Here is a 23796-nt window from a genome sequence, read left to right on the forward strand (position 1 = left end):
CTAACGGGGGGTGGGGGAGGACATACCGGTAGGTCTATCCCCCCTGTAGGGGTTGAGAGATATTTGTTATTACAGGAAAGGCCCGACTTTGCTGAAGAACCTCAGCCCGCTGCTGTCCGGTGTGCTCCTGAGCGCGCTGGATGCGATCGAAGAAGGCGGAACGCTCACCCTCGTCGGCAGCGGTTACCCGAATGAAGCACTGACAGCGCCCATCGTCCACCTGGGGGAGGAGGTGACCACCGAGGCCGCCGCCGAGGCGATCCTCAGCGTCTTCCCGCTCGCGGACCCCGACGCCTCGCCGATCGTCTTCCTCGACCTCACCGACGAGCCCTACGACGTCCCCGATGTCGTCTTCGCGGTCACGGGCATCGCCTCCGACGCCGAACTCCGCCGCATCCCGATGATCAGACTGGGGCTCGCGCCGTTCCTCGAACTCGCCCGACAGTCCTCTGTGATCGTCAGCGTGGGCTCCAGCGCTCCGCCGTGCGCCTTCCTCTTCCGGAAGGGCTCGCTCTGACGCGGTGGCGGCGCTTGCCCGAGGCGGTCCACGTCACCCGTGCCTCACCCGTGCGTTCGTGTTCCTGTTCGAGGGTCAGACGGGCTCCGCCGGCACGCACGCCGGGAATGCCGGCCAGCGCGGCCGAGACCGCCTGCCGTGTCGCCGTGCTCAGCCCGCCTTCGGCCGGGGTCAGCGCTGCCTGGACGATGAGGACGTCGTCGACGCTGGCCGCGCGGATCATCGGCCGGACGCCCTCCGGCAGCGCGCGTCCGGCAGCGTCCATGGCTTTGTCCAGCCGTTGCTCGATCGCGTCGAGGTCGGCGCCGAGGTGGAAACCGGCGAGGACCAGTGAATTCGATGCGCTGCTCACCGTGGAGACCGAGGCGAGTTCGTCGACCGAGCCGATCGCCGTGGCGATCGGCTGTGACACGCGCACGTCCATCGCTTGTGGGTCCGCGGCGGTGTACTCGGTGACGATCGCGAAGCGTGGAGCCGTGGTGGGCGGCAGGAGTTCCCGCGGCAGCATCGCCATCGCCAGGGTTCCCGTGACGCAGAGGACCCCGGCGAGCACGAAGACGAAGGGGCGGTTGTGGAGGGCCGAGCTGAGAAGCTTCCTCATCCGGCGTTCAGGGGTCGATCCGAAGTGCGCACCACCCGATTATAATATAATATATGTAATTATACCGACGATGATTGCTGAAGGGAGAGGGAGGCGTTCCGGCGCCATCGCTGCTGCTGGGCTCGCGCTCGCGGAGGGCGGCCGATGCGTCGCCCGCCGACACTAACCGCTGAATTCTCAGCGCTTGCGCCGTGTCGTGCGGTAAGGTAGCACACGCACGTCCATCCCGCGTCGTGCTTCCGGCGTCCTCGCGCCGGCTCGGGACCGTTCGGCTCCCAGCCGCTGCCGCGCCGGCCCTCACGCCATAACAGCGCCGCGCTCTCGGCAATCGCGCGACGCCCCCACTGGAGGACCATGTCTCGATCGGGTCAGCGCACGTCTGGACAGCGCACCGCGTCGCGGCCGCAGCAGCGGCGGAGCAAGCACGCCAACAACGACGGTCTCATTCCGGTCCTCGCCCGCAAGGTGCGCGAGGTCGAGGCGAAGGCTGCCGACGGCAAGAAGCTCGGGCCGACCAATCGAACCAAGTTCCAGGTGATCGCCTTCCTGATGCGCGAAGAGCGCGCCCGGGTGAAGTCCGACGTCAAGCTGATCGACGCCCAGCGCGCCGAACAGCTCAAACGCCTCGATGGCATCGCGACGATCCTGGCCAAGACCGCCGCGCGCGACACCTCCCTCCTCTCGCTGCTCGAGAGCGAGGCCCCGCCCACTGCCACCGCGCAGAAGATGCGCCGGGACTGGCTGTTGGAGTCGGGGACGGAGCTCAGCCCGGACGAGCTGATCATCACGGTGGAGCGCCCTGTCCGCACGGAGACCGTCCTCCCGCCGGAGCTCGCCCAGAAGCAGGTCGTGCCGCAGAGCGTGAAGGCGCGCCAGCTGTCGAACCCGTTCCTCGCCCCCGATTTCTCCCGTGCAGCCCCCGCCCCCGCGCCCCGGCGGCGGCTCGACTCGTGGGAGCTGCTCGGGCCGCTCTTCAAATCGTTCGAATACGGTTCCGGCAGCCAGGCGGCCAGCATGGAGCTGCCGCCGGCCCCGGGGACCGACCGCTACTCGCCGCACGGCCTGGAACTTATGCACCACCAGTCGCGGTTCATCGAGAGCGTGCGTCAGGGGCACCGCACCTTCCTCCTCGCGGACGAGCCCGGCCTCGGCAAGACGGCGCAGTCGGTGCTCGCCGCCTCCGTCGCGGGAGCCTATCCGCTGCTCGCCGTCGTCCCGAACGTCGTCAAGATGAACTGGGCGCGCGAGGTCGAGCGCTGGACGCCGCACCGCCGCGCCACGGTCATCCACGGCGACGGCGAGGGCCTGGACGCCTTCGCCGATGTCGTGATCGTCAACTACGAAGTGCTCGACCGGCACCTCTCCTGGCTGAGCATCCTCGGGTTCAAGGGGATGGTCGTGGACGAGGCCCACTTCATCAAGAACCTGCACTCGCAGCGTTCCCGTCTGGTGCTCGGTCTCGCCGAGGCCCTCCGCGAGAAGACTCCGGACCCGCTGCTCATCGCCCTCACCGGCACCCCGCTGATCAACGACATCGACGACTTCAAAGCCATCTGGCAGTTCCTCGGCTGGATCGACGGCGACCGGCCGGCCGCGGAGCTCATGGAGAGCCTGGAGGAGACCGGGATGACGCCGGCGGACCTCGGCTTCTACGCGGCCGCCCGCGAGTCTGTGATCGATCTCGGCATCGTGCGCCGCCGCAAGATCGACGTCGCCGCCGACCTGCCGAGCCGCCGCGTGGTCGACCTCCCCGTCGAGCTGGACGGCGACCTCGGACGCTCCCTCCTCCAGGCGGAGAAGGAGCTCGCCGACCGTCTGGTCGCGCGTTTCCACCGGGCGGCGGCCGCGGGGCGCCCGGACTCGTTCGACGGCGACGACGCTGCGCACCGGAAACACCTCATCCGGCTGGTCGCCCAGTCGGAGCTTGAGGAGTCGAAGTCGGCCAAGACCGGCGACAATGTCTTCACGATGGTGCGGAAGATCGGCCAGGCCAAGGCCGGTCTCGCCGCCGACTACACCGCCCAGCTCGCCCGCTCGGTCGGCAAGGTCGTTTTCTTCGCCAAGCACATCGACGTGATGGACGCAGCGGAGGCGGCGTTCGCCGCGCGCGACCTCACGACGGTGTCCATCCGCGGCGACCAGAGCGCCGCTGTCCGCCAGAGGGAGATCGACGCGTTCAATACCGATCCCGAGGTGTCGGTCGCCGTGTGCTCGCTGACCGCCGCCGGTGTCGGCCTCAACCTGCAGGCCGCCTCGAACGTCGTGCTCGCAGAGCTCTCGTGGACCGCCGCCGAGCAGACTCAGGCGATCGATCGCGTCCACCGCATCGGCCAGGAGGAGCCGGTCACCGCCTGGCGCATCATCGCCGCTCAGACCATCGACTCCAAGATCGCCGAGCTGATCGACGCCAAGCAGGGCCTGGCCGCCCGTGCTCTCGACGGCAGCGACGTCGAGCTGGGCTCCACCGACTCCGTGCAGCTGGATGCCCTCATCCATATCCTGGAAGAAGCGCTCGGCTAAGCCCCTCCTACCGTCGCTCTCTCCATCCGTCCACAAGGGAGGAGTTCCGGCCCCTCACCGCCCTCGAACTCCTCCTTTTCCGTTTCCCTCCGGCGTGTCGCCTCCAGAACTCCTCCCTTTTCGTCGCGGTCGAAAACGGAGGAGTTCTGGGGCTGGATGCGGCGTGTCGCCGGAAAGGGAGGACGATCGCCGTGGCCAGGGGGGAATCTCCTCCGTTTTCGACCGCGACGAAATCCGGGTCGGCGGAGGCGAGACAGAGGGGCGGGGTCAGGCGGGGCCGGTGTCGTCGGGGTCGAGGGAGACGGGGCGGTCGTCGTCGGGCAGAAGCCGCTCGTCCTGGCCGCCGTCCACGGGGAGGTCGTCCTGGTCGCGGATGACGGGCTCGGGCTCGTAGTCCGCGTTCTGCGCCTCCCGGAAGCCGGCCTCGCCGGGATCGCCTGCCCTTGCGTCCATGCCCAGAGGATACCGCTGCGCCCGGCGCCCGTCGAGGGCGCTCAGACGCGGATGAGGCCGAGCTCGCGGGCGCGGGCGACCGCGGCGGTCCGCGACGGGACGCCCAGTTTGGCGAAGACGTGGACGAGGTGGGATTTCACCGTCGCCTCGCTGAGGAACAGCTCTCGCCCGATCCCGGCGTTCGTCCGCCCGCCGGCCACCAGAGCGAGCACCTCGATCTCGCGGGCGCTCAGGCGGCTGCCGCGCTCCTCGCGCCGCGACCCCAGCCGCGCCGAGACCGCGGGGGCGAGGGTGCTCTCTCCGGCCGCGGCGGCGCGAACCGCGGCGATCAGCTCGGCGGGCGGCGCGTCTTTCAGGAGGTAGCCGCTCGCGCCAGCCTCGACGGCCGCGAGGATGTCCGCGTCCGTGTCGTAGTTCGTCAGCACCAGGACGCGCGGCGGCTGCGGCAGTCCGCGCAGACGCCGGGTGGCGCTCGTGCCGTCGCCGTTCGCGCCGGCCCCGAACTGGAGGTCCATCAGCACGACATCCGGCCTCAGCCGTTCACCGAGCGAGACGGCCTCCTCGGGGGTGCCGGCCTCGGCGAGCACCTCGATGTCCGGCTCGGTCGCCAAGAGCGCGCGGAGGCCGGCGCGCACGACAGGGTGGTCGTCCGCCAGCACGAGCCGGATGGCCGCCGTCACCGCGCGCTCCCGGTCGGCACGGTCACCGCGACAGCCGTCCCCCGGCCCGCCGCCGACTCGATCGCGACCTCGCCGCCGAGCCCGGCCGCGCGCTCGCGCATGGCGCGGAGGCCGAACGAGCCGGGATGCCGCTCCCCGTTGCCCGCAGTCGCCGCGTCGAAACCGCGGCCGTCGTCCACGATGTCGAGCGTCACAGCGCCGTCATCATAGCTCAGCGTCAGGCGGGCCATCGTGGCTTCCGCGTGCTGCACGACGTTCGCGAGCGATCCCTGCGCGCTTCGCAGCAGCGCGGTCTCGACCGGCATCGGCAGCGGCGACGCTTCGCCGCTCACGCTCACAGTCACCCGCAGACCGCTCGTCCGCTCCGTCTGCCCGGCGAGTCGCCGCAGCGCGCCCGGCAGGGTTTTGTCTTCCAGCGCGGGCGGGGTGAGCGCGTGGATGAAGCGGCGTGTCTCGGCGAGGTCGGCCGCGGCCGTCTCCCGGGCGAGGCGCACCGCGTCGAGGACGGCCGGCTCCGTGGTGGAGCGTTCGGCGGCGTGCAGCAGGAGCTGGATGCTGGAGAGCCCCTGGGCGACGGTGTCGTGCAATTCCCGCGCGAGCCGGGAGCGTTCGGCGAGCGTTCCCGCCGAGCGTTCGCTGGCGGCCAGCTGCTCCCGGGTCGCCACGAGGTCGCGGATGAGCTGCTCGCGCTCCTGCGCTTCGCGGAACAGCGCCCGGTAGCCGAGCTCGATCGCGACGGCGACGCCCGCGCCGATGACCGGGCCCAGGGCCCCGCCCGCCGTCCACCCCGAGTGCGCGGCGAACAGGAGGATTGTGGCGACCGTGCTGGCGCCGACGGCGACGACGCTCCACGGCAGGGGCAGCAGGTGGAGGAACAGGAAGAACAGAGGGAAGACGAGGAAGGCGGCGTCTTGGGTGAGCGCGGCCAGCAGCATCCACTCGGCCGTCAGCGCGCCCAGCCACAGCAAGCGCAGACCGCCGCGCATCCGGGTTCTCAGCGGCCCGCCCGCCGCGTAGGTGAGCACGAACAGCAGCGCCACGGCGATGACCGCGCCCGCCCGCCGCGCGTCGCCGGTGGCCGCGACCTCGACGCAGGCGCGCACGAGAACGGAGGCGGAGAGCCCCACCACCAGCGCGTGCAGGCCAATGCGCAGCGCGGTGAACACCGGTGTGAGGGCGGAGTGGTTCACCCCGCTAGCCTACGGCGGCCGGCTGAGCCTGGGGCGGAGACGAGGGCCGCGTCCGCGTCGTCGTGCCGGATGCGCGCCTCCCCTCCCGCAGGCCGTGCGGACTCTCCCGTCATGGCCTTGGAGAGCGTCATGGTGCTAGACAGGGGAGATGTCCCCGCACCGCTCCCAGATCGAGATAGAACGCACCTACGATGTCGGCTCCGCGCTCACCCCGCCGGATCTCGTCGGCGTCGGCCCGGTCGCCGCCGCGCTTGATCCGGCGACGGGCGAACTGGTCGCCACGTACTACGACACGCCGGAGCTCACGCTCGCCCGGGCCCGGATCGGTGTGCGCGCGCGGCGCGGAGGCGACGATGAAGGCTGGCACGTCAAGCTCCCGCCGGAGGAGGAGGGCCGCCGTGAGCTGCACTGGCCGCTCGGCGATGGCCGTATCCCGCCGGAGGAGCTGCTGGCTGCGGTGGCCGGGCGCCTCGGCGGTCCCGTCCCGCCGATCGCCCCTGTCGCCCGCGTGACGAATACACGTGTGACGACCGTGCTGCGGGACGCGGCGGGCCGCGACCTCGCGGAGCTCTGCGACGACCACGTCCGCAGCGAGAACCTCCGCACCGGCGGCACGGACGCTTGGCGGGAGTGGGAGGTCGAACTGCTGAGCGGCGCGCCCGGCACTCGTCCCGGCCGGACCGAACTCCTCGACGGTCTCGAGGAGAGGCTGCTGGCGGCGGGCGCGCGTCCGTCGGCCCGTTCCTCCAAACTTCAGCGGGCGCTCGGCCTCTGAGCCGTGGCCGGCCGCTCGGGGGACCTGCGCTTTTGTGCTGCAGGTCTGTCTCGGGCATGATGCTCAGGGACGCTACGAGAACGGAGCAGCATGAAGATCGGCATCCTGACCAGTGGCGGCGACTGCCCGGGGCTGAACGCGGTCATCCGCGGCGCTGTCCTCAAAGGCGACCGGGTCCACGACTCGGAGTTCGCCGGCTTCCGGTACGGCTGGCGCGGCGTGGTCGAGGGCGACATCATGCCCCTCGATCGTCATTCGGTGCGCGGCCTCTCCCGGCAGGGCGGCACGATCCTGGGCTCGAGCCGCACCAACCCGTTCGAGGGGGAGAAGGGCGGTCCGCAGAACATCCAGCGGATGATGGATGAGAACGGCATCGACGCGATCATCGCGATCGGCGGCGAGGGCACGCTCACGGCGGCGCGCCGGCTCACCGACGCTGGTCTGCGCATCGTCGGCGTCCCGAAGACCATCGACAACGATCTCGCCGCCACCGACTACTCGTTCGGCTTCGACACCGCGGTGGAGATCGCGACCGAGGCGATCGACCGGCTGCGCACGACGGCGGAGTCGCACCAGCGCTGCATGGTCCTGGAGGTCATGGGCCGCCACGTCGGCTGGATCGCTCTCCACTCCGGCATGGCTGGCGGCGCGCACGCCATCCTCATCCCCGAGCAGCCGCAGTCCGTCGAGCGGATCTGCGAGTGGGTCGAGTCGGTCCGGGACCGCGGCCGTGCGCCCGTCATCGTGGTCTCCGAGGGCTTCCACCTCGACACGATGGAGGAGGCGCACTCGCACAAGGGCCTGGACGCCTTCAACCGGCCGCGGCTCGGCGGCATCGGCGAGATGCTCGCCCCCCTCATCCAGGAGCGCACCGGGATCGAGTCGCGCGCGACCGTTCTCGGCCACATGCAGCGCGGCGGCGTCCCGAGCGCGTACGATCGCGTGCTCGCCACCCGCCTCGGTATGGCGGCGGTGGACGCGGCCTCCGAGGGCCGCTGGGGCTCGATGGTCGCGCTGCGCGGCACCGATGTCGTGAACGTCTCGATCGCGGACGCGACCGGCGGGCTGAAAACGGTCCCGCAGGCGCGTTATGACGAAGCGGCCCTCCTTTTCGGCTGACGCGGGGTTAAGCTCCCTCCTAGAAGAGGAAGGAGTGGGTGTGCCCAGATTCGTCCAGTTCGAGGAGTTCGGCTCCCGCGACTTCCTCCAGCTCGTCGAGCGGGAGCGGCCGTGGCCGGGTCCCGGCCAGATCCTCGTGCGCGTCCTTGTGTCGGGCCTGAACCCGATGGATGTGAAGGCCTACCGCAGCGAACAAGTGGCCGGCCGCATGGGGGTCACGCTCCCCAGCGGCATCGGCCAGGATTTCGCCGGCGTCGTCGAGGAGCTCGGTGCGGGGGTGACCGCTTTCTCAGCGGGCGACGCCGTGCTGGGCACCGCCCCTTTCGCCGCTGTCGCGGACTTCGTCGTCGTGCCCGCCGACGGCCAGGTGATCCGGAAGCCGGATGCGCTGAGCTTCCCGGTGGCCGGCGCCCTCGGAATCGTCGGCCGGACGGCGATGGCCAGCACGGCCTCCCTCAGGCTCGGCCCGCACGACACGGTGCTGGTGAGCGCGGCGGCCGGAGGCGTCGGCGTGCTGGCGGCTCAGCTGGCGATCCGCTCCGGGGCGAGGGCCGTCGGGACGGCGAGCGAGGAGAACCACGAATTCCTGGAGACGCTGGGCGTCATCCCGGTGCGCTACGGCGATGGTCTCGCCGGCCGGGTGTGCGTGCGGCGCTGGACGATGGCGACCGGGTGAGCGCTGTGCTCGACAACCACGGCCCGGACACGATCGCCGCCGCCCTCGAACTGGGTGTCCCTCCCGAGCGCATCAACACCATCGCAGCGTTCGGACCGGCGGCCCAGGGCGCCGCGACCGTGGGCGCGAGAGCCGCCGGCAACGCCGAGCTCGCGGAGGCCGCCCGGCTGCTGGCCGGGCGCGAGCTCGTGCTGCCCATCGACTCGGCCTACCCGATCGAGCGCGTCGTCGAGGCGTACGGCCGGCTGGAGGCCGGCCACGTCCGCGGGAAGATCGTGGTCGTCACAGACGAGAAGGATCTTCCATGATCGACGAGGACACGGCGCGCCTGCTGCGGGCAGCGGGCCTGCGCTGGCAGCCCGTTTCGGGGGACGCGTTCGCCATCGACCGGCCGGGGATGGACGGCGAGCGGTTCACCGTCAGCGAGATGACCATCGAGCCGCACCACGTCGACACCGGGACCATCCTGGGTTTCAACGGCACGACCGAGTGGGCGCTCGACTCGCTCGCCGTCGAGGACGCTCTGTGGATGCCGCGCGAGGATCAGCTGCGCGAGCTCCTCGGCGGCTCCTTCCGTCAGCTCTCTCGCACACCGGGCGGCTACCGCGTCACTGTCCTGATCGGTGGCGAGGAACGGCCTTTCGAGGAGGAGGACGCCGCGATGGCCTACGCGCAGGCCCTGCTGTCGCTCATCGGGGCCTCAGCGTTGTAACCGACCGCCGCGCCCCGGCCGGCCCCGTGGCGTGCGCTCGGGCATCCTCGCCCGCACGGGCTGCGCTGCGACAGACCTAGCGGCGGCGGCCTCGCCGCGGCTTGGGCGTGCTCCGTCCCGCCCGCTGCTTGCCTGTCCGCTGTCTCTCTGTCCGCTGTCTCTCTGTCCGCTCCCGCTCGGCGACCTCCGGGTTGCGGGAGCTGTGCGCGGTCCGGCCGCGCACGATGCCGATGAACTCGTCGACCAGGGGGTGCTGGCCCTCGCAGGCTGCGGTCCGGGCCGAGAACGCGCGCGTGAAGCAGCGAGACGCTGAGCGCGCCGCGCGAGCCCGGGACTGACGCTCAGGCTCCGGACGCGGCCGGGCCCGGCCGCTCGGGCTGCGGCTCGCCGGCTCTTCTGGCCGCGCGTGCCAGCATCTCCGGCCCGGTCACGAAAGCCCGCCGCCACGGCGCCACCCCCTCGATCTCAACCTGGAGCGAGAAGCTCAGTATGGTGCGGATCAGCACGATGACGCCGAGCACGAAAGCATCGGTGAGCGTCGGATCGGAGGCGACCGTCTTCACGAGGTCCGCTGCGACGAGGATCTCCAGCCCCAGCAGGATGACACCACCGAAACTCTCGCGCAGCGTCCGGATGGCCGCCGCACCGCTGCCGGTGCGCCGCCAGGCGGCCGCGGCGAGAGCAAGGAGGAAGCCGATCGCGAGGGCCAGCGACGCCGGCCACCTCGAAGGCGGTGCCGATCGCCTCGAAGACGGGGTGCGCATCCATGCGCTCATGCTGCCACAGCGGCACGCATCAGGCGACATGCACGGCCGGGCGGCGTTTCGGGTCCTTCTCGGCCTCGCGCAGCACCTCGCGCGTCACGGGGGCGACTTCCCCGACGCCCGTGATGAGGTAGCGGAACACGTTCGAGATGGGGTTGCCTTCCGTCCACTCGAAGTAGACCGTCGGGACCACACCGGTGAGATCGCGGATCTCCAGCAGCACGGCCGCGATGGTGTTCGGGACGTTGCCGCTGCGCACCTGGAGCACGCGGTAGCCGTACTTCACGATGCCGTTCACCACGAGGTCCTCCTCGAAGTCGGAGGAGTCGGAGCGGAGCACTTCGATGAAGATGGTGCGGGAGCGCTGAGGGATGTGGCTGAACTTCCGCTCGTCCTTGTTCTTCTCCTCGTACTCGCGGGTGGTGTCCACATCCGGTTCGTGGGCGATGATGCGGATTTCCCCCTCCTCGGCGTCCTCCAAGACGAAGTCGAGAGCCGTGACGTCGAGTGTCACGCTCGTCGCGCGCAACTCGAAGGAACGGCCGATGCGCGACACGATGGAGACGACCAGGATGCCGAGGATGAAGAGCGTGGCGATGCGCAGCCCGTCCGGGCGCTCGATGATGTTGTCGATGGTCGTGTAGACGAAGATCGCGGTGATGAGCGCGAACGCGACGGTGCGCTTCCTCTGTCTGTTGCGCCACGCGGAGAGGGCCACCGCGAGGGAGGCGGAGGTGATGAGCACCAGCACGCCGGTCGCGTACGCTCCGCCCTGCGCGTCCACATCCGCCTGGAACACGATCGTGATGAGGAAGGCGATCGCGGTGAACAGCAGCACCAGCGGACGCACCGCCCGCGCCCACTGCGGCGCCATCCCGTAGCGCGGGAGGTAGCGCGGGACCAGGTTCAGCAGGCCCGCCATCGCCGAGGCCCCGGCGAACCACAGGATGAGGATGGTGCTGATGTCGTAGACCGTGCCGAAGGCGTTGCCCAGGTACTCGTGGGCGAGGTAGGCGAGTGCGCGGCCATTGGCGGAGCCGCCGGACTGGAATTCCTTCTGCGGGATGAGCAGCGTCGTCGTGAAGCTCGAGGCGATGAGGAACGCGCTCATGATCAGGGCCGCGGTGGTCAGCAGCCGCCCGGCGCCGCGGATGCGTCCGCGCGGGTTGTCCGGCTCGTCCTCCGGCTCGCCCTTGATCTGCGGCATCACGGCGACACCGGTCTCGAACCCCGAGAGGCCGAGCGTGAGCTTCGGGAAGACCAGCAGCGCGATGCCCACGATGAGCCAGGGATCCCCGTTGGTCCGGAACAGGGCGTCCCACCAGTCGCCGAACACGGTGGGATGCTCGAACACCTCCACGATCGAGGTCGTGATGACCACCACGTTGAGAGCGAGGTAGACGGCGACCAGGACCACCGCGATCCTGATGGCCTCCCGGAACCCCCTCAGGAAAACCGCGCCGAGGAGCACCAGCAGGAACAGGGTGATGAGCACATTGTTGCCGTGGAACCATTCGGGGGCGTACGGGTTCTCGATCGCGTGCGCCGCCGCGTCCGCGGCGGAGAGCGTGATCGTGATCGTGAAGTCCGTCGCGGCGAAACCGAGCAGCACCAGCACGAACAGCTTTCCCGCCCACCAGGGCAGCAACCGCTCCAGCATCGCGATCGACCCCGAGCCGCGGAACGACTCGCGCGCAACCCGGCGGTACACCGGCAGCGCGCCGAGCAGCGTCAGCGCGACCAGGACGAGGGTGGCGAACGGCGAGACGAGCCCGGCCGCGAGCGCGGCGATGGCCGGCTGGTAGCTGAGGGTGGAGAAGTAGTCGACACCTGTGAGGCACATGACCTGCCACCAGGAATGCTGTCGCTCGGGTTCGTGGCCGTGCGGGCCCTGCTGGGTGCCGCGCTCGTCCACCATCCCGCGCAGCAGCCAGTGCCGGAACGCAGAGACGGGTTTCGCTGTCGCGCGCAACGGCCGTGCCTGACCCGGGACCGGGGCCTTCGCGACCGGGGAGATGCGGGGTGGGATCGTCCGCTCGCGGTCAGGGCTCTCGGGGGTGCTGGACATCCTCGCTCCTCCACTCGCACCGGGCCCGGACTGCTGTCCGGCGGCCCCCGGCGCTGAGGATCACTGTACGGTCACCATGCCGAGGGGCGGTAGTCTTTGAGGAAAACGCCGTGGAGGTCTTCACCGGCTTCGCCGCGGACGATCGGATCGTAGACCCGCGCGGCGCCGTCCACCAGGTCGAGCGGGGCGTGGAAGCCCTCTCCGGCGAGGCGGACTTTGGTGTGGTGCGGCCGCTCGTCGGTGATCCAACCGGTGTCGACGCTGGTCATCAGGATGCCGTCGGAGGAGAACAGTTCGCCGGAGCTCGTCCGCGTGAGCATGTTCAGCGCGGCCTTCGCCATATTGGTGGGGCGGATTCTAGTGGTCGTTGCAACACGACGATTAGCTGGTAGGTAGTTTAGCGAGGCGCTGGGCTGGGGTTTCCCAGCCGAGCGTTTTGCGTGGGCGGGTGTTGAGTTCGTGTGCGACTCGGGCAAGGTCCGCGGGCGAGTGCTGTGAGAGGTCGGTGCCCTTCGGGAAGTACTGCCTCAGCAACCCGTTCGTGTTCTCGTTAGAACCGCGCTGCCAGGGCGAGGCTGGGTCGCAGAAGTAGACGTCCATGTCGGTGGCGATCGTGAACGTCTTGTGGGCGGCCATCTCCGCACCCTGGTCCCAGGTCAGCGACTTCTTCAGTTCGGCCGGCAGGCCGCTCATCGTCCGAATGAGGCCATCGCGGACGGTCTCGGCAGCGTGGTCGGTCGGGAGGTGGACGAGCATCACGAACCTGGTGGTTCGCTCGACGAGGGTGCCGATCGCGCTGGCGTGGTCAGCGCCGATGATGAGATCGCCTTCCCAATGCCCTGGAACAGCACGATCAGCGACCTCAGCGGGGCGCTCGGAGATCATGAGCATCGGGTCGACGAACCGCGAACGACGTGCGTTGGTTCCCCGGTTCGGTCGGCGACGTGCGCGCCCGGTACGCAGCGCTGTCGCGAGATCACGGCGCAGCTGGCCGCGTCCTTGGAGATAGAGCGTCTGGTAGATCGTCTCGGTCGCCACTCGCATCCCAACGTCGTCCGGGAACTGACGGATCAGGGCTCGAGTGATCTGCTCGGGAGGCCACCGCAACGCCAGCTTCGACTCAACGAAAGCACGCAACCGCAGCTCTGTCACCAGTCTTCGCGGCTTTGGCCGTGGGCGACGCTTCGCCGAGTAGCGATGTGCTGCGAAGGGGTGATAGATCCCGGTCGAGGACCGGTTCCGGGAGATTTCCCGACTGATCGTGGATGGCGACCGCCGCAGCTGGGCGGCGATGCTCCGCAGTGACAACCCATCGCGGAGGAGATCCCGGATCTGCTCACGTTCCTCCAGCGAAAGGAACCGCGGATCGAGCTTCCTCTCCAGCTGAAAGATCGCCGCCGGCGAGATTGTCTCGGTGCCGTCAAGAAACGTCGTCATACCTGTTTTGTAATCGACGACCCGACCATCTGGGTAATAGCGGCGATGAGCGGTCTTCCGGACACCGTTATCCCAATCCCGTGCCGTGCGGATGTTCACCCCGACGGCAGCCGCTGCTTCGCGACGCGAGATGCCATCGCGTCGCAACTGGAAGTAGCGTTCCTTTCCTGGATGCGGACCAGTCCCGGTTTTCCCCTGGCTGCGCAGGCCGGCCTTCCATACCCACGTCCCGCAGGTCGCCGGGTTGAACCCCAACTCACGCGCCGCGATCGTGATGCTCCCACACGCCTCGAACAACGCGAAGAACGCGTCCTTATCAGCCTGCGTGAAACAGCGTCGATCCCTCGAATAGCTCCTTAAACGGGCCACGGTCGTTACAACTCCCAGAAAGTCCAGGTGTTGCAACGACCGTTAGAACCCAAGCCTCCAGCAGCTCCAGCGGATCGACATCGCCGACGGTCTGCGTCCAGCTGTTCACCGTGGCCACATCCGGCACCAGTCCGCCCGCGTCGATGGCGCTGCCGTCCGAGTGCTTCGCGAGCGAGGATGAGCCCGGGGCCATCGCGAGGGCGGCCAGATCGTCGGCGCTCAGCGTGCCGTCGCCCGCTCGCGCGAACTGCGCGATCGTGCCCGTCGTCTCCGCCGCCGACAGCAGCGGGTGCGCGGCGACCGATGCCTCCAGGGCCTTCGGGTGCGGGTCGGCGGTGTGGCCGAACGTCTCCAGCTCCGGCAGCGGTCCCTCTGGCAGCGGCTGCGACTCCGCCTCGGCCAGCAGCGAGTAGGCGCCCGGCGAGCGCTTCACCGTCTGCGCGGCGTTGTTGATGAGGATGTCCAGCGGCCCCGACGCGGCGACCGAGTCGGCGAGCCCGATCACCTGGGCGGGGTCGCGCAGGTCGATGCCGACGACTCGGAGCCGGTGCAGCCACTCGGCGGCGTCGGGGAGCTGGGCGAACCGGCGCACAGCGTCGCGAGGGAAGCGCGTCGTGATGGTGAAGTGTACGCCGTCGCGCAGCAGCCGCAGGGCGATGTGCATCCCGATCTTCGCGCGCCCGCCGGTCAGCAGCGCCCGCCGCCCGCGGAGGTCGGTGCGCGCGTTGCGCTTCGCGTGGCTGTGCGCCGCGCAGGACGGGCACAGCTGGTGGTAGAACCAGTCGATCTCCGTGAACCGCTGCTTGCAGATGTAGCAGGCTTGCGATCTCCGCAGTGTTCCGGCCGTCCGCTCGCCGGAGCTGGAGGAGGTGAGCTCCCGCCCGCGTGTCTCGTCGTCGATCCGGTCGGGTGTGCCGGTGGCCGTCGCCGCGATCACCGCGCGGTCGGCGGTGAGCTCTTCTTCCCGCGCCTTCCGGCGGCGCGCCAGCTTCGCCGCCTTGAACATGTGGGCGGTCGCGCGCAGGACGACGAGGTAGTCCGGGTGCTCCTGATCGAGTTCGTGCAGGGCCGCGAGCACACGGAGTGTGGTGGCCAGATCGCCGGGGTCGATGCCGGAGCCGGCGGAGGAGGCGGAAGCGGGGGCGGTTTCGGGTGGCACCGGAGAATTCTACGGTGTGGGCTCGGGACGCCGGATCAGGCCATCCCGTACTGCGCCCGGGTCTCCGCGAGCGTGGCCTCCAGAAGCTGGCGCAGCACCCCCTCGTCCACGCCGGTGAGTCGCGGCAGGTACAGACACACCTTGCTCGCGGTGTGCGGGCCGAGCGTCGCGAGCAGTCCGGCGTGGCTGTCCGCGAAGCCGGGCAGCAGGTAGACCGTGTGACGGCGACGGTCGCTCGCGAATCCGAGCAGAGGGGCGTCGCCCTCGTGCCCGCTCGCGTAGCGGTAGTGGTATTCGCCGAAGCCCTGGATGCGGCCCGCCCAGACGATGGGCGGCTCGTCGCTGACCTCGGCGTGGAGGGCGAGCAACCGCTCGGCCTCCGCACGCCGGGGGCCGGGCACGCGATCGAGGACGGCGGCGACGGGGAGGTCGGACGGGGTCATCGCAGGCATAGTCGGATCATCACCTCCTTCCCGACCATACCGCTCAGGCTTCGCTCCCGCGGGTGTGACAGGCTGGGGGACCATGACCACTCCGAATGGTGGCTTGTTTGCCGTTACTTCCGCGGGTTTACGGGCCGGTTCACCTCGTTTGGGTCTGGTTGGGATCGGTTGGTTTCGGGGTGTTTGTGGGCAAAGTGTGGGCAGGGGGGTGGGGGTATGTCTACCGCCTGGAGGTTGCGGTCGATACGATTTGGCTGCACCCTGGACGGAAGGATCGTGGTGGGGCGATACTGGCGGAAGCACCCCAAGAAAGAATTGGAGGCTTTGCTTGGCGAGTTCCACGAAGCAGGGTGGCGAATCCAGGACCCGCCTAAGTACTACAGGCTGTATTGTCCGTGCTCCGCGGAGCACAAGACGTTCGTCCATCTGACGCCCAGCGGCGGATACTACGCTAATCACAAGCTGCAGTGGCTTTACAACCTTGACTGCTATACCGGATCGCGAGGAGAGAACTGATGCTTACCAGCATCCACAGCCAGTTCTATGTGTCCGGGGACAATGACCTGGATGCGCAGACAGACGCGGTGATGGAAGCTCTTCTTGAACTCGAAGAGGCGTCCGAGGGTCTCCTCAGCGGCAGCGACGTTACCGCATCTCTGCGGGAGCGGGTGGTGACCATCTCGGTTCTCATTGAGGCCGAGTCGGCGGCTGACGCGAAGCGCATCGGTGTCCTTGCCCTCGATGCGGCGGTCAGGATCGCGGGTGGCAACCCGACGATCCTGGAAGATGATGGTCCCGAAGATGGGTTCGTTCTCCAGGGTCGCACCGCCGAACTCATCGGCTCCAACTGAACGACGAAGCCCGCCCCCGCACAACAGGGGTTGTGCGGGGGCGGTAGGGCTCCGTGAAAGAGCTGCGACAGCTTGTTCCGGGTGGGGGCCGCGGTTGTTACGGTGGGGATGTCGGGAGGTAGTGGCGGGTTATGGTGAGCGCGCATGATGTCTTCGCGCTGCCAGGCATTCGTCCAGAAATACCGCTGGTCGGGAGCGGGGGGATGTGTGAGGAGCATCGATCCATACGCTCCGTTATCGGGACGAGGCCGGGACTGCCTGAACGATTGAAATGACCGTGCCGTGCTGGGTCGAAGTGTAAGAACCGCTGCCCTGTGGCCGCGGAACCGCTGCCGTCGTGATCGTGCTCTGGATCTGGCTGACCATGGTGTCTCCTAGTGTGGTGATTAGTTCCGATTATGCGCCCGGCGGCTGAGTGGGTTCCCAGCCATCCGGAGGAGCCTGACATGTTAGTAACATGTGGATAAGTTGTCGGGTATTGTGCAGACTTTCCACGTTTCATTCGGTAGTGTGAGTGTCACGACGGTCCGGTTACCGGAACGTTGCCATCCTAAGACCCCGCCATCGGCGGGGTCTTAAGTGTTCACGGAAGCCATACCCAGACGCGGTGCCTCAGGGGGTGCAGACTGTGCCTCTTCGTCGGCTTCTCGAACCCCTACATGGGCACGCTCCCGCTCGCTTACATCGGCATCGGCCTCATCGGCTTGGCGGCCACCGCCCTTCTCGTCGCACTCGGTGCCGCGGCCGCGCGCTGGACGCGGGACTAGTCCGAGTAAAGCTTTCCCCGAGGTGGCAGCCTTGTCGGGTGTGGGCAAAGTGTGGGGGTATGCCCGGTGGTGTCCTCGTGTGGATGTGTTTTTCGCTGTGATAATATAATGGATATGAGCACACGGCTGGAGGTCTGGCCTGTCGCGTAGTTCCACGCACGCCGAGCAGAGCGGCAGCGGAACGACCTGCCAGCGAGCTCGTGAGTTTTCGGCGCGACCATCGGGATGCAAAAGGCGTGCAGCAGTTCTTGTTCTGACCCCGACCCGCCGCAGTGTCACCCTGTCCGCGCGCCGGTCACCACAGATCAGGAATCACCCAAACCCTCAGCAGTCCTACGCGACTCCTTGTCATAGCTGGTTATCACGAACGACTTCACTTGTCCCCCAGAAGATCCCGGTTTGCTTTACCCGGTATTGACACTCGGCCGGCGCCGGTGGCATTGTCATAGCTCTCCATAGATACACCGATTTTCTTTGAAAACGAGGTTATTCTTAATGAACGTTCAAAAGATGATGCGAGGACGTCGAGCTCATTCGGTGCGTGTCGGTATGGTCTCGGCCGTGATGGCCGCGATCCTGGCGGTGGGGCTCGGTGGTTCTTTGTCCGCCGCGGCGGCGGAGCCGGACAGGGGCGGTGGCGATCCCACCCAAGACCACGCTGGTAGCACGCTCGCTCGCGATGTAAGCTCCCAAGAGTTGCGGCAACGACCGCGGCCAATTCCGCCTTTGGATTATGTGCGTGGCGATGATGTGAGCGGCTGGCAGACCGACGTCAACTGGAGCGATGCGGCGTCGAAGGGTGCCCGTTTCGTTTACATCAAAGCGACCGAGGACGACGACTACGTGAGCTCCCAGTACGAGAAGCAGTGGAAGGGAGCCCAAAATGCCGGGTTTTATCGCGGGTCGTACCACTTCGGACGGCCGTTCTGGTCGGACGGCACTTCGCAGGCGAAGCACTTTATGAACACCATCCACAACTGGGAGCCCACTCAGCGTATCCTGCCTCCCATGCTTGACCTGGAGCACCGTTGCGACGACCTGACGAAGCCGTGGGCAATCAAGAAATGTAAGGCGATGACCCCGGCGGACATCGTCAAGTGGATACACGATTTTGTCTCCGTGGTGGAGAAGAGGACGGGTGGTGTGAAGCCGGTCATCTACACCAACCCGTCCTGGTGGAAGGAGTACACTGGCAACACCACGGACTTCGCCTCCTACCCGCTGTTCATCGCCAACTGGGTCTCGGACGTATCGGACGGCCCCGGCGCATTGCCCGGTGGGTGGAAACACTGGACGCTGTGGCAGCACTGGGACAACACGAGCCCCTACGCGGGCCCAGGCGGCCTCCTGCCCGGGGACCAGGACTTCTTCCACGGCACCAAGCTGGCGCTCAAGCGATTCTCCAATAACGTTCATTAGGTGGCCATCTCTTCCAGCATTGTCAAGCCCGGTGTCCACTGATCACAGTCAGCGCCACGAGCCTCCTCTCGGAGGAGACACTGGAATTGCACTTGGTCGGCCGATGAAACCGGCCCACCAAGTCTGAATTCCAGCAAATGGCCTGCATACCTCTTCAAGGTGTGCAGGCCATTTGGGTTTCGTGTCCGCCATGGAACCTCTGCGATCGGGGCAGTGTCGTCACGCGCGTAACGCCAAGAACATAGCGCCCATCGCTCAGCTGGCGCACTACAGGCGGTCGTCGCATGACGGAGCGCCCCTACGCATCCCCGCCTACTGACCAACGACCATCAACGCGGACAACGACCGGCCAACTCTTCTTACATGCCCTGATCAACAAGATTCCCGCCAACCACGCCGTCACCGAAATGGGATTCCCCGCTGGTTGGAACACCCCAGAGATTTGGTCGTGAATCGCGCCACTGTGAGACAGACCCTCCCCATTGCTGAGGCCAGCGCAGAACACAAAACCTGCCACGTTCTGGGCGCTTCTACTCATCGCCATCTGCTTCACAATGAAGCTCGACCCCGTCTACCTGCGCCTGGACCCCTTGATCGGCGGACATAACTACCTCACGCTGGTCTCCAACCTCGTGCTCCTGGCAGGGATCTTCGTCCTCACGAGCGGGATCGCCCGCGCCGTCGCAGAAGAGACCACAACCCCAACGTGGATCGTCATCTGCATGATCCTCTCGGGCGTCATCCTTACCGTTCTATTCCTCCTGCTCACTCCGCAACCAACAACGACAACGTTCAACATCAGTTACCGAAACCAGCCGCTCACGCTCGTCCATACCTCGTTTCTGGCCCTGGTCATGGCACTCGCGTTCTCAGGAACCGCTATCGTCTGTCTCCGCGAGTTCTCCTCGCTCACCGCCCTCACGTCCCGCATCGGTGTCGCGTTCATCGTTGCCGGATGTGTCTCGGTCGTCGTCTTGACCGTATCGACCTTCTTCCTCAACTTCGGGATGTTCTTCAACGCATCCAGTGCCGTGAAATTCGGAAACATCGTGTATAACTTCACGCGCCCGCTGTCCATCGTCCTTCTCGCCATCGGTATGGCGCTCCCGCCTGCTGCCGCCTGGCCCTCTAACCAAAATGCTGACCGTGTGATCCACCGCAACATCGAATCACTCAAGCCCATCCATGAACGGCTCGAAACTGCCCCGATCCCCGACGACGCAACCTCGCGTCAAAGACTCACTCGCATGATCGTGGACATCAACGACAAAATCCTTCGCCACGGGCAAGAAGCAGTCCTGCAAAACGAATCCCCCAGAGTCCTCGAACAGGCCGAAACCGCCCTTCTCACCCAAACCCGTCACACCGCCTACCCCCACAACACCAAGGACTCTTGAGGTGGCGGGCACCATCACCTCCTACGATACGGTGGCGGGCAGGCGTTACCGTGTGCGGTATCGGAAGCCCGACAAGTCGCAGACCGACAAACGCGGCTTCCGCACGAAAAAGGAGGCCGAGCTGTTCCTTGCCTCGGTCACCGTCTCCAAAGCCACAGGCGACTACATTGACCCGGCGCTGGCTCGAGTCACGGTCGCGGATCTCGCTGAGACGTGGCTGGCTGGGAAGCGACCGCCGACACTGAAGCCGTCATCCTTCAAGCCTCTCCTCACGTCGTGGAACGTCCATGTAGAGCCGACGTGGGGACACCGCGAGATCCGCTCGATTCTCCCTTCGGAGGTTCAGGGATGGGTCACACGGCTCGGTCAGCCCGTCATCTCCGGTGGTGGAGATAAGTCCGCCACGGTTGTGCTGCGCGCACTCGGAGTGCTGGCCGGCATTCTCGATATGGCCATCGCCGACCGCCGCATCTCTCGGAACCCGGCCAGGTCTCTCACGAACCTTCCACGGAAGTCCCGGAAGGTCGGCCGCGCCTACCTCACCCACGACCAGTTGCAGACCCTTGCCGAGAAGTCCGCCCATCCGGCGCTCGTGCTCACGCTCGGCTATTGTGGCCTCTGCTGGGGCGAAGCGACCGCTCTTCGGGTCCGTAACGTCAACCAGCTACGTCGCCGCCTACACATCGAGGAGAATGCTGTGCTCGTCGGCTCGGATATCCACGTAGGCACTCCGAAGACGTGGGAGCAGCGCTCCGTCCCGTTTCCGGCCTTCCTCTCGCCCATGCTCGCTGAACTCTGTCAGGGCAAGGGGCCAAATGATCTCGTCTTCGGAAAGGGGCGCACCCACATGAAGCGCGGGGACTATATTACTGGCTGGTTCGCGACGGCCGTGAGACGTGTTCAAAGCCTCGATGAGACGATGCCGCGGGTCACCCCTCACGATCTGCGGCACACAGCCGCATCCTTCGCCGTCAGCGCCGGAGCGAACGTGAAAGCGGTCCAAAAGATGCTTGGCCACGCATCCGCGTCGATGACACTGGACACCTACACGGACCTCTTCGACGACGACCTCGACTCAGTATCGAACCGGATGGAGAAGGCAGTGCGTCTAGCGAGTGTGGGCAAAACGTGGGCAAAGCGCCTCGCTTAGACATTCACGAATGCCTATTTTTCCCGTTGAATCAATGTTCAAGGAGGCCTCCTTGGATGTTGTCCTTGGGGGGACCATGACCCTCCACCCCAGCGCCCTCCCCGGTTGGAGCGGTCCCGGCAGTGTCGGCGAGGATGCGGTCTACGAGGCGTTCGTCGCGTGGGCGGAAGCGGGTGGGTTCGCGCTGTATCCCGCGCAGGACGAGTCGGCGATCGGGATCGTCGGCGGGGCGAACCTCATCCTCTCGACCCCGACCGGAACCGGGAAGTCGCTCGTCGCCGTCGCCGCCCACTTCGCCGCCCTCGCCCGCGGCGAGCGCAGCTTCTACACCGCTCCGATCAAGGCGCTGGTCTCAGAGAAGTTCTTCGCGCTCCTCGACATCTTCGGGCCCGGGAATGTCGGGATGATGACGGGCGACTCCGCGGTCAACCCGGACGCGCCGATCATCTGCTGCACCGCCGAAATCCTCGCGAACCTCGCCCTCCGCCACGGTGCGGAGACGCCGGTCAGCCAGGTCGTCATGGACGAGTTCCACTTCTACGCCGATCCCGAGCGCGGCTGGGCGTGGCAGGTGCCGCTGCTCATCCTGAGCCGTGCCCAGTTCGTGCTCATGTCCGCAACCCTCGGCGATGTGACCGCGCTCGCCGAGGACCTCAGCCGCCGCACCGGGCGCGAGACCGCCACGGTGACCGGCGTCGAGCGGCCGGTCCCGCTGCACTATTTCTACGAGACGGCCCCCCTCCACGAGACCGTCGACGACCTGCTGCACACCGGGCAGGCGCCGGTCTACGTCGTCCACTTCTCCCAGCTCGCCGCGCTGGAGCGCGCGCAGTCGCTCTCCAGCGCCACGATCGCCAGCCGCGAGCACCGGGATGCGATCGCCGAGGCGATCGGCGGCTTCCGCTTCACCACGGCGTTCGGCCGCACGCTCTCACGGCTGCTGCGTCAGGGCGTGGGCGTGCATCACGCCGGGATGCTCCCGAAGTACCGCCGCCTGGTCGAGCAGCTTGCCCAGCGCGGGATGCTGCGCGTCATCTGCGGCACCGACACGCTGGGCGTCGGCATCAACGTCCCGATCCGCACGGTGCTCCTCACCGCGCTCACCAAGTTCGACGGCACCCGGATGCGGCAGCTCAACGCCCGCGAGTTCCACCAGATCGCCGGCCGGGCGGGCCGGGCCGGCTATGACACGGCCGGGACGGTCGTCGCCCAGGCGCCGGAGCGCGAGAGCGAGAACCTCAAAGCGCTCGAGAAGGCCGGCGACGACCCGAAGAAGCGCCGCAAGATCGTCCGCAAGAAAGCGCCGGAGGGTTTCGTCTCCTGGGGCGAGCCGTCGTTCCGGAAGCTGATCGAGGCGGAGCCGGAGACGCTCACCTCCTCGATGCAGGTCACTAGTGCCATGCTGATCAACGTGATCGCCCGCGGCGGCGACGTCTTCGAGCATGTTCGCGCCCTGGTGTTCGACAACCACGAGCCGTGGAAGCGGCAGCTCGCCCTCGCCCGGCGCGCGCTCGGCCTGTACCGCTCGCTCGTGACCGCGGGCGTCGTGGAGGTCGTGGCCGGGCGTATTCGGCTGACCGTTGATCTGCAACCCAACTTCGCGCTCAACCAGCCGCTCTCGCCGTTCGCTCTCGCCGCGTTCGAGCTGTTCGATCGGGAGAGCCCGACATTCGCGCTGGACCTGCTCTCGGTGGTCGAAGCGACACTGGACGATCCCCGTCCGGTGCTCTCCGCCCAGCGGTTCCAGGCGCGTGGCGAGGCGGTTGCGGCGATGAAGGCCGACGGGGTGGACTACCAGGAGCGGGTGGAGGCGCTGGAAGAGGTCACCCATCCTCGGCCGCTCGCTGGGCTCCTGGACGAAGCCTTCCTCACCTACGCTTCCAGCCAGCCCTGGGTCGCCGACTTCGAGCTGCGCCCCAAATCGGTCGTCCGCGACCTCTACGAGCGTGCGATGACCTTCGGCGAGTTCGTCTCGTTCTACAAGCTCGCCCGTTCAGAGGGCGTCGTGCTGCGCTACCTCTCCGACGCCTACCGCGCTCTCGGGCAGACTGTTCCGCTCGAGCTCCGCACGGAAGAGCTGCGCGACATCATCGAGTGGCTCGGCGAGCTGGTGCGCCAGGTCGACTCGAGCCTGCTCGACGAATGGGAGGAACTCGTCCATCCCGATGCCGTCCCGCACAGCGCCGAGGCGGGCGAGCTCATCCCGCCCGCGCCGCGCACGGTCACCGCGAACCGGCGCGCGTTCTTCGTCCTGGTCCGCAACGAGCTGTTCCGCCGCGTCCGGCTCGCCGCTCTCGACCGCGTCGACGAGCTCGCCGCCCTCGAGGCCGAGGCCGCGGTCCTCGCCGGGGCGTCCGCGCCGTCCTTCACCGAACAGGACTGGGACGCCGCCCTCGGCGACTACTACGCCGACCACGACGACATCGGCACCGATGCCGTCGCGCGCTCGGCCGCGATGCTCGTCGTGGATGAGACGGCCGCTTCCGCCGAGGGTGTCTGGCGGGTCCGGCAGATTCTCGCGGACCCGGCCGGCGACCACGATTGGGGCATTTGCGCCGAGGTGCTCCTCCCGGCCTCGGCGGCCGCCGGGAGCGCGGTGCTCCGGGTCACCGGTGTGAACCGGCTGTGACGGTTTTACGCACGCCCATCGCCGTGTGAGTATCGAGACGGTCGCCTAACCGCGCCAGCCTCCCTGCATGAAACCCCGGTGAACTCCCGTCGGGGCGTCC

General features: G+C 67.7%; 19 protein-coding genes and 4 pseudogenes. 12 read left to right on the plus strand and 11 right to left on the minus strand.

What is annotated here, in order from left to right; translation table 11 throughout:
• The first annotated feature begins 88 nt into the window (after nt 1-88).
• Entirely contained in the window at nt 89-517 is a 429-nt protein-coding gene (locus O159_RS03565) for a hypothetical protein (protein ID WP_021754385.1), read from the plus strand.
• Here the strand turns inward: O159_RS03565 and O159_RS13130 are convergent.
• Nucleotides 459-1118, minus strand: coding sequence for an efflux RND transporter permease subunit (locus O159_RS13130; protein ID WP_021754386.1), 660 nt, complete (start codon nt 1116-1118; stop codon nt 459-461). The two genes, O159_RS03565 and O159_RS13130, sit on opposite strands and share 59 nt — an antisense overlap.
• 354 nt (nt 1119-1472) lie before the next feature.
• On the opposite strand from O159_RS13130, the gene O159_RS03575 reads away from it, so the two are divergent.
• Nucleotides 1473-3638 (plus strand): DEAD/DEAH box helicase, encoded by a 2166-nt coding sequence (locus tag O159_RS03575; RefSeq protein WP_021754387.1) that lies wholly within the window; start codon nt 1473-1475, stop codon nt 3636-3638.
• Between the two features lie 267 nt (nt 3639-3905).
• Here O159_RS03575 and O159_RS03580 read toward each other — a convergent pair whose 3' ends face one another.
• The 3 genes from O159_RS03580 to O159_RS03590 are packed head-to-tail and all read right to left on the minus strand — an operon-like array spanning nt 3906 to nt 5961.
• The gene (locus tag O159_RS03580; protein WP_021754388.1) at nt 3906-4091 is read right to left on the minus strand and encodes a hypothetical protein; all 186 of its coding nucleotides are present in this window, start codon (nt 4089-4091) and stop codon (nt 3906-3908) included.
• Nucleotides 4092-4132: 41 nt separating this feature from the next.
• Nucleotides 4133-4771, minus strand: coding sequence for a response regulator (locus O159_RS03585; protein WP_021754389.1), 639 nt, complete (start codon nt 4769-4771; stop codon nt 4133-4135).
• Nucleotides 4768-5961, minus strand: a complete 1194-nt coding sequence (locus O159_RS03590) for a sensor histidine kinase (RefSeq protein ID WP_021754390.1) — start codon at nt 5959-5961, stop codon at nt 4768-4770. Before O159_RS03590 ends, O159_RS03585 begins: the two co-directional genes overlap by 4 nt.
• A 148-nt stretch (nt 5962-6109) precedes the next feature.
• Here O159_RS03590 and O159_RS03595 point away from each other — a divergent pair, with 148 nt between their 5' ends.
• The 5 genes from O159_RS03595 to O159_RS03610 all read left to right on the plus strand — a co-directional run bounded on the left by O159_RS03595 (nt 6110) and on the right by O159_RS03610 (nt 9243).
• The gene (locus tag O159_RS03595) at nt 6110-6736 is read left to right on the plus strand and encodes a CYTH domain-containing protein (RefSeq protein ID WP_021754391.1); all 627 of its coding nucleotides are present in this window, start codon (nt 6110-6112) and stop codon (nt 6734-6736) included.
• A gap of 90 nt (nt 6737-6826) precedes the next feature.
• Nucleotides 6827-7855 (plus strand): 6-phosphofructokinase, encoded by a 1029-nt coding sequence (locus O159_RS03600; RefSeq protein WP_021754392.1) that lies wholly within the window; start codon nt 6827-6829, stop codon nt 7853-7855.
• 40 nt (nt 7856-7895) lie between these two features.
• The gene (locus O159_RS03605) at nt 7896-8531 is read left to right on the plus strand and encodes an NADP-dependent oxidoreductase (RefSeq protein ID WP_236609533.1); all 636 of its coding nucleotides are present in this window, start codon (nt 7896-7898) and stop codon (nt 8529-8531) included.
• Entirely contained in the window at nt 8528-8839 is a 312-nt protein-coding gene (locus O159_RS15575; protein ID WP_236609534.1) for a zinc-binding dehydrogenase, read from the plus strand. The genes O159_RS03605 and O159_RS15575 overlap by 4 nt, the downstream gene beginning before the upstream one ends.
• Nucleotides 8836-9243, plus strand: coding sequence for a hypothetical protein (locus O159_RS03610; protein ID WP_021754393.1), 408 nt, complete (start codon nt 8836-8838; stop codon nt 9241-9243). Before O159_RS15575 ends, O159_RS03610 begins: the two co-directional genes overlap by 4 nt.
• Before the next feature lie 341 nt (nt 9244-9584).
• Here O159_RS03610 and O159_RS03615 read toward each other — a convergent pair whose 3' ends face one another.
• The 7 genes and pseudogenes from O159_RS03615 to O159_RS03640 form a co-directional block, all read right to left on the minus strand.
• A complete protein-coding gene (locus O159_RS03615) occupies nt 9585-10007 on the minus strand; it encodes a DUF1622 domain-containing protein (protein WP_021754394.1) in 423 nt (140 codons plus the stop codon).
• Between the two features lie 31 nt (nt 10008-10038).
• Nucleotides 10039-12075: an APC family permease gene (locus tag O159_RS03620; RefSeq protein ID WP_021754395.1), complete on the minus strand. Its 2037-nt coding sequence runs from the start codon at nt 12073-12075 to the stop codon at nt 10039-10041.
• A 71-nt stretch (nt 12076-12146) separates the two neighbouring features.
• Nucleotides 12147-12422 (minus strand): annotated as a pseudogene (locus tag O159_RS03625) (short-chain dehydrogenase); the annotation flags it as partial.
• Nucleotides 12423-12518 (minus strand): annotated as a pseudogene (locus tag O159_RS16975) (IS5/IS1182 family transposase); the annotation flags it as partial.
• 52 nt (nt 12519-12570) lie between these two features.
• Nucleotides 12571-13512 (minus strand): annotated as a pseudogene (locus O159_RS03630) (IS30-like element ISLxc3 family transposase); the annotation flags it as partial.
• A gap of 400 nt (nt 13513-13912) precedes the next feature.
• A pseudogene (locus O159_RS03635) lies at nt 13913-15040 on the minus strand (SDR family NAD(P)-dependent oxidoreductase); the annotation flags it as partial.
• Nucleotides 15041-15075: 35 nt separating this feature from the next.
• Complete coding sequence (locus O159_RS03640) at nt 15076-15483, minus strand: DUF1801 domain-containing protein (protein WP_021754400.1); 408 nt, start codon at nt 15481-15483, stop codon at nt 15076-15078.
• A 515-nt stretch (nt 15484-15998) separates the two neighbouring features.
• On the opposite strand from O159_RS03640, the gene O159_RS03645 reads away from it, so the two are divergent.
• The 5 genes from O159_RS03645 to O159_RS03665 all read left to right on the plus strand — a co-directional run bounded on the left by O159_RS03645 (nt 15999) and on the right by O159_RS03665 (nt 23696).
• Nucleotides 15999-16334, plus strand: a complete 336-nt coding sequence (locus tag O159_RS03645; protein WP_021754404.1) for a hypothetical protein — start codon at nt 15999-16001, stop codon at nt 16332-16334.
• Between the two features lie 1502 nt (nt 16335-17836).
• On the plus strand, nt 17837-18520 hold the full coding sequence (locus O159_RS03650) for a GH25 family lysozyme (RefSeq protein WP_236609559.1): 684 nt from the start codon (nt 17837-17839) through the stop codon (nt 18518-18520).
• A gap of 554 nt (nt 18521-19074) precedes the next feature.
• Nucleotides 19075-19917: a hypothetical protein gene (locus tag O159_RS03655; RefSeq protein WP_021754408.1), complete on the plus strand. Its 843-nt coding sequence runs from the start codon at nt 19075-19077 to the stop codon at nt 19915-19917.
• A gap of 1 nt (nt 19918) precedes the next feature.
• Nucleotides 19919-21067: a site-specific integrase gene (locus O159_RS03660; protein ID WP_021754410.1), complete on the plus strand. Its 1149-nt coding sequence runs from the start codon at nt 19919-19921 to the stop codon at nt 21065-21067.
• 76 nt (nt 21068-21143) lie between these two features.
• Nucleotides 21144-23696: a DEAD/DEAH box helicase gene (locus tag O159_RS03665; RefSeq protein WP_021754412.1), complete on the plus strand. Its 2553-nt coding sequence runs from the start codon at nt 21144-21146 to the stop codon at nt 23694-23696.
• Nucleotides 23697-23796: the final 100 nt, after the last annotated feature.

The sequence above is a fragment of the Leifsonia xyli subsp. cynodontis DSM 46306 genome (genome assembly GCF_000470775.1).
Classification (GTDB): domain Bacteria; phylum Actinomycetota; class Actinomycetes; order Actinomycetales; family Microbacteriaceae; genus Leifsonia; species Leifsonia cynodontis.

Coding starts and splice junctions, on each gene's coding strand:
- O159_RS13130 (WP_021754386.1), bottom strand. CDS start 1,118: ATGAGGAAGCTTCTCAGCTCGGCCCTCCACAACCGCCCCTTCGTCTTC.
- O159_RS03575 (WP_021754387.1), top strand. CDS start 1,473: ATGTCTCGATCGGGTCAGCGCACGTCTGGACAGCGCACCGCGTCGCGG.
- O159_RS03580 (WP_021754388.1), bottom strand. CDS start 4,091: ATGGACGCAAGGGCAGGCGATCCCGGCGAGGCCGGCTTCCGGGAGGCG.
- O159_RS03595 (WP_021754391.1), top strand. CDS start 6,110: ATGTCCCCGCACCGCTCCCAGATCGAGATAGAACGCACCTACGATGTC.
- O159_RS03600 (WP_021754392.1), top strand. CDS start 6,827: ATGAAGATCGGCATCCTGACCAGTGGCGGCGACTGCCCGGGGCTGAAC.
- O159_RS03610 (WP_021754393.1), top strand. CDS start 8,836: ATGATCGACGAGGACACGGCGCGCCTGCTGCGGGCAGCGGGCCTGCGC.
- O159_RS03615 (WP_021754394.1), bottom strand. CDS start 10,007: ATGCGCACCCCGTCTTCGAGGCGATCGGCACCGCCTTCGAGGTGGCCG.
- O159_RS03620 (WP_021754395.1), bottom strand. CDS start 12,075: ATGTCCAGCACCCCCGAGAGCCCTGACCGCGAGCGGACGATCCCACCC.
- O159_RS03640 (WP_021754400.1), bottom strand. CDS start 15,483: ATGACCCCGTCCGACCTCCCCGTCGCCGCCGTCCTCGATCGCGTGCCC.
- O159_RS03645 (WP_021754404.1), top strand. CDS start 15,999: ATGCTTACCAGCATCCACAGCCAGTTCTATGTGTCCGGGGACAATGAC.
- O159_RS03655 (WP_021754408.1), top strand. CDS start 19,075: ATGAAGCTCGACCCCGTCTACCTGCGCCTGGACCCCTTGATCGGCGGA.
- O159_RS03665 (WP_021754412.1), top strand. CDS start 21,144: ATGACCCTCCACCCCAGCGCCCTCCCCGGTTGGAGCGGTCCCGGCAGT.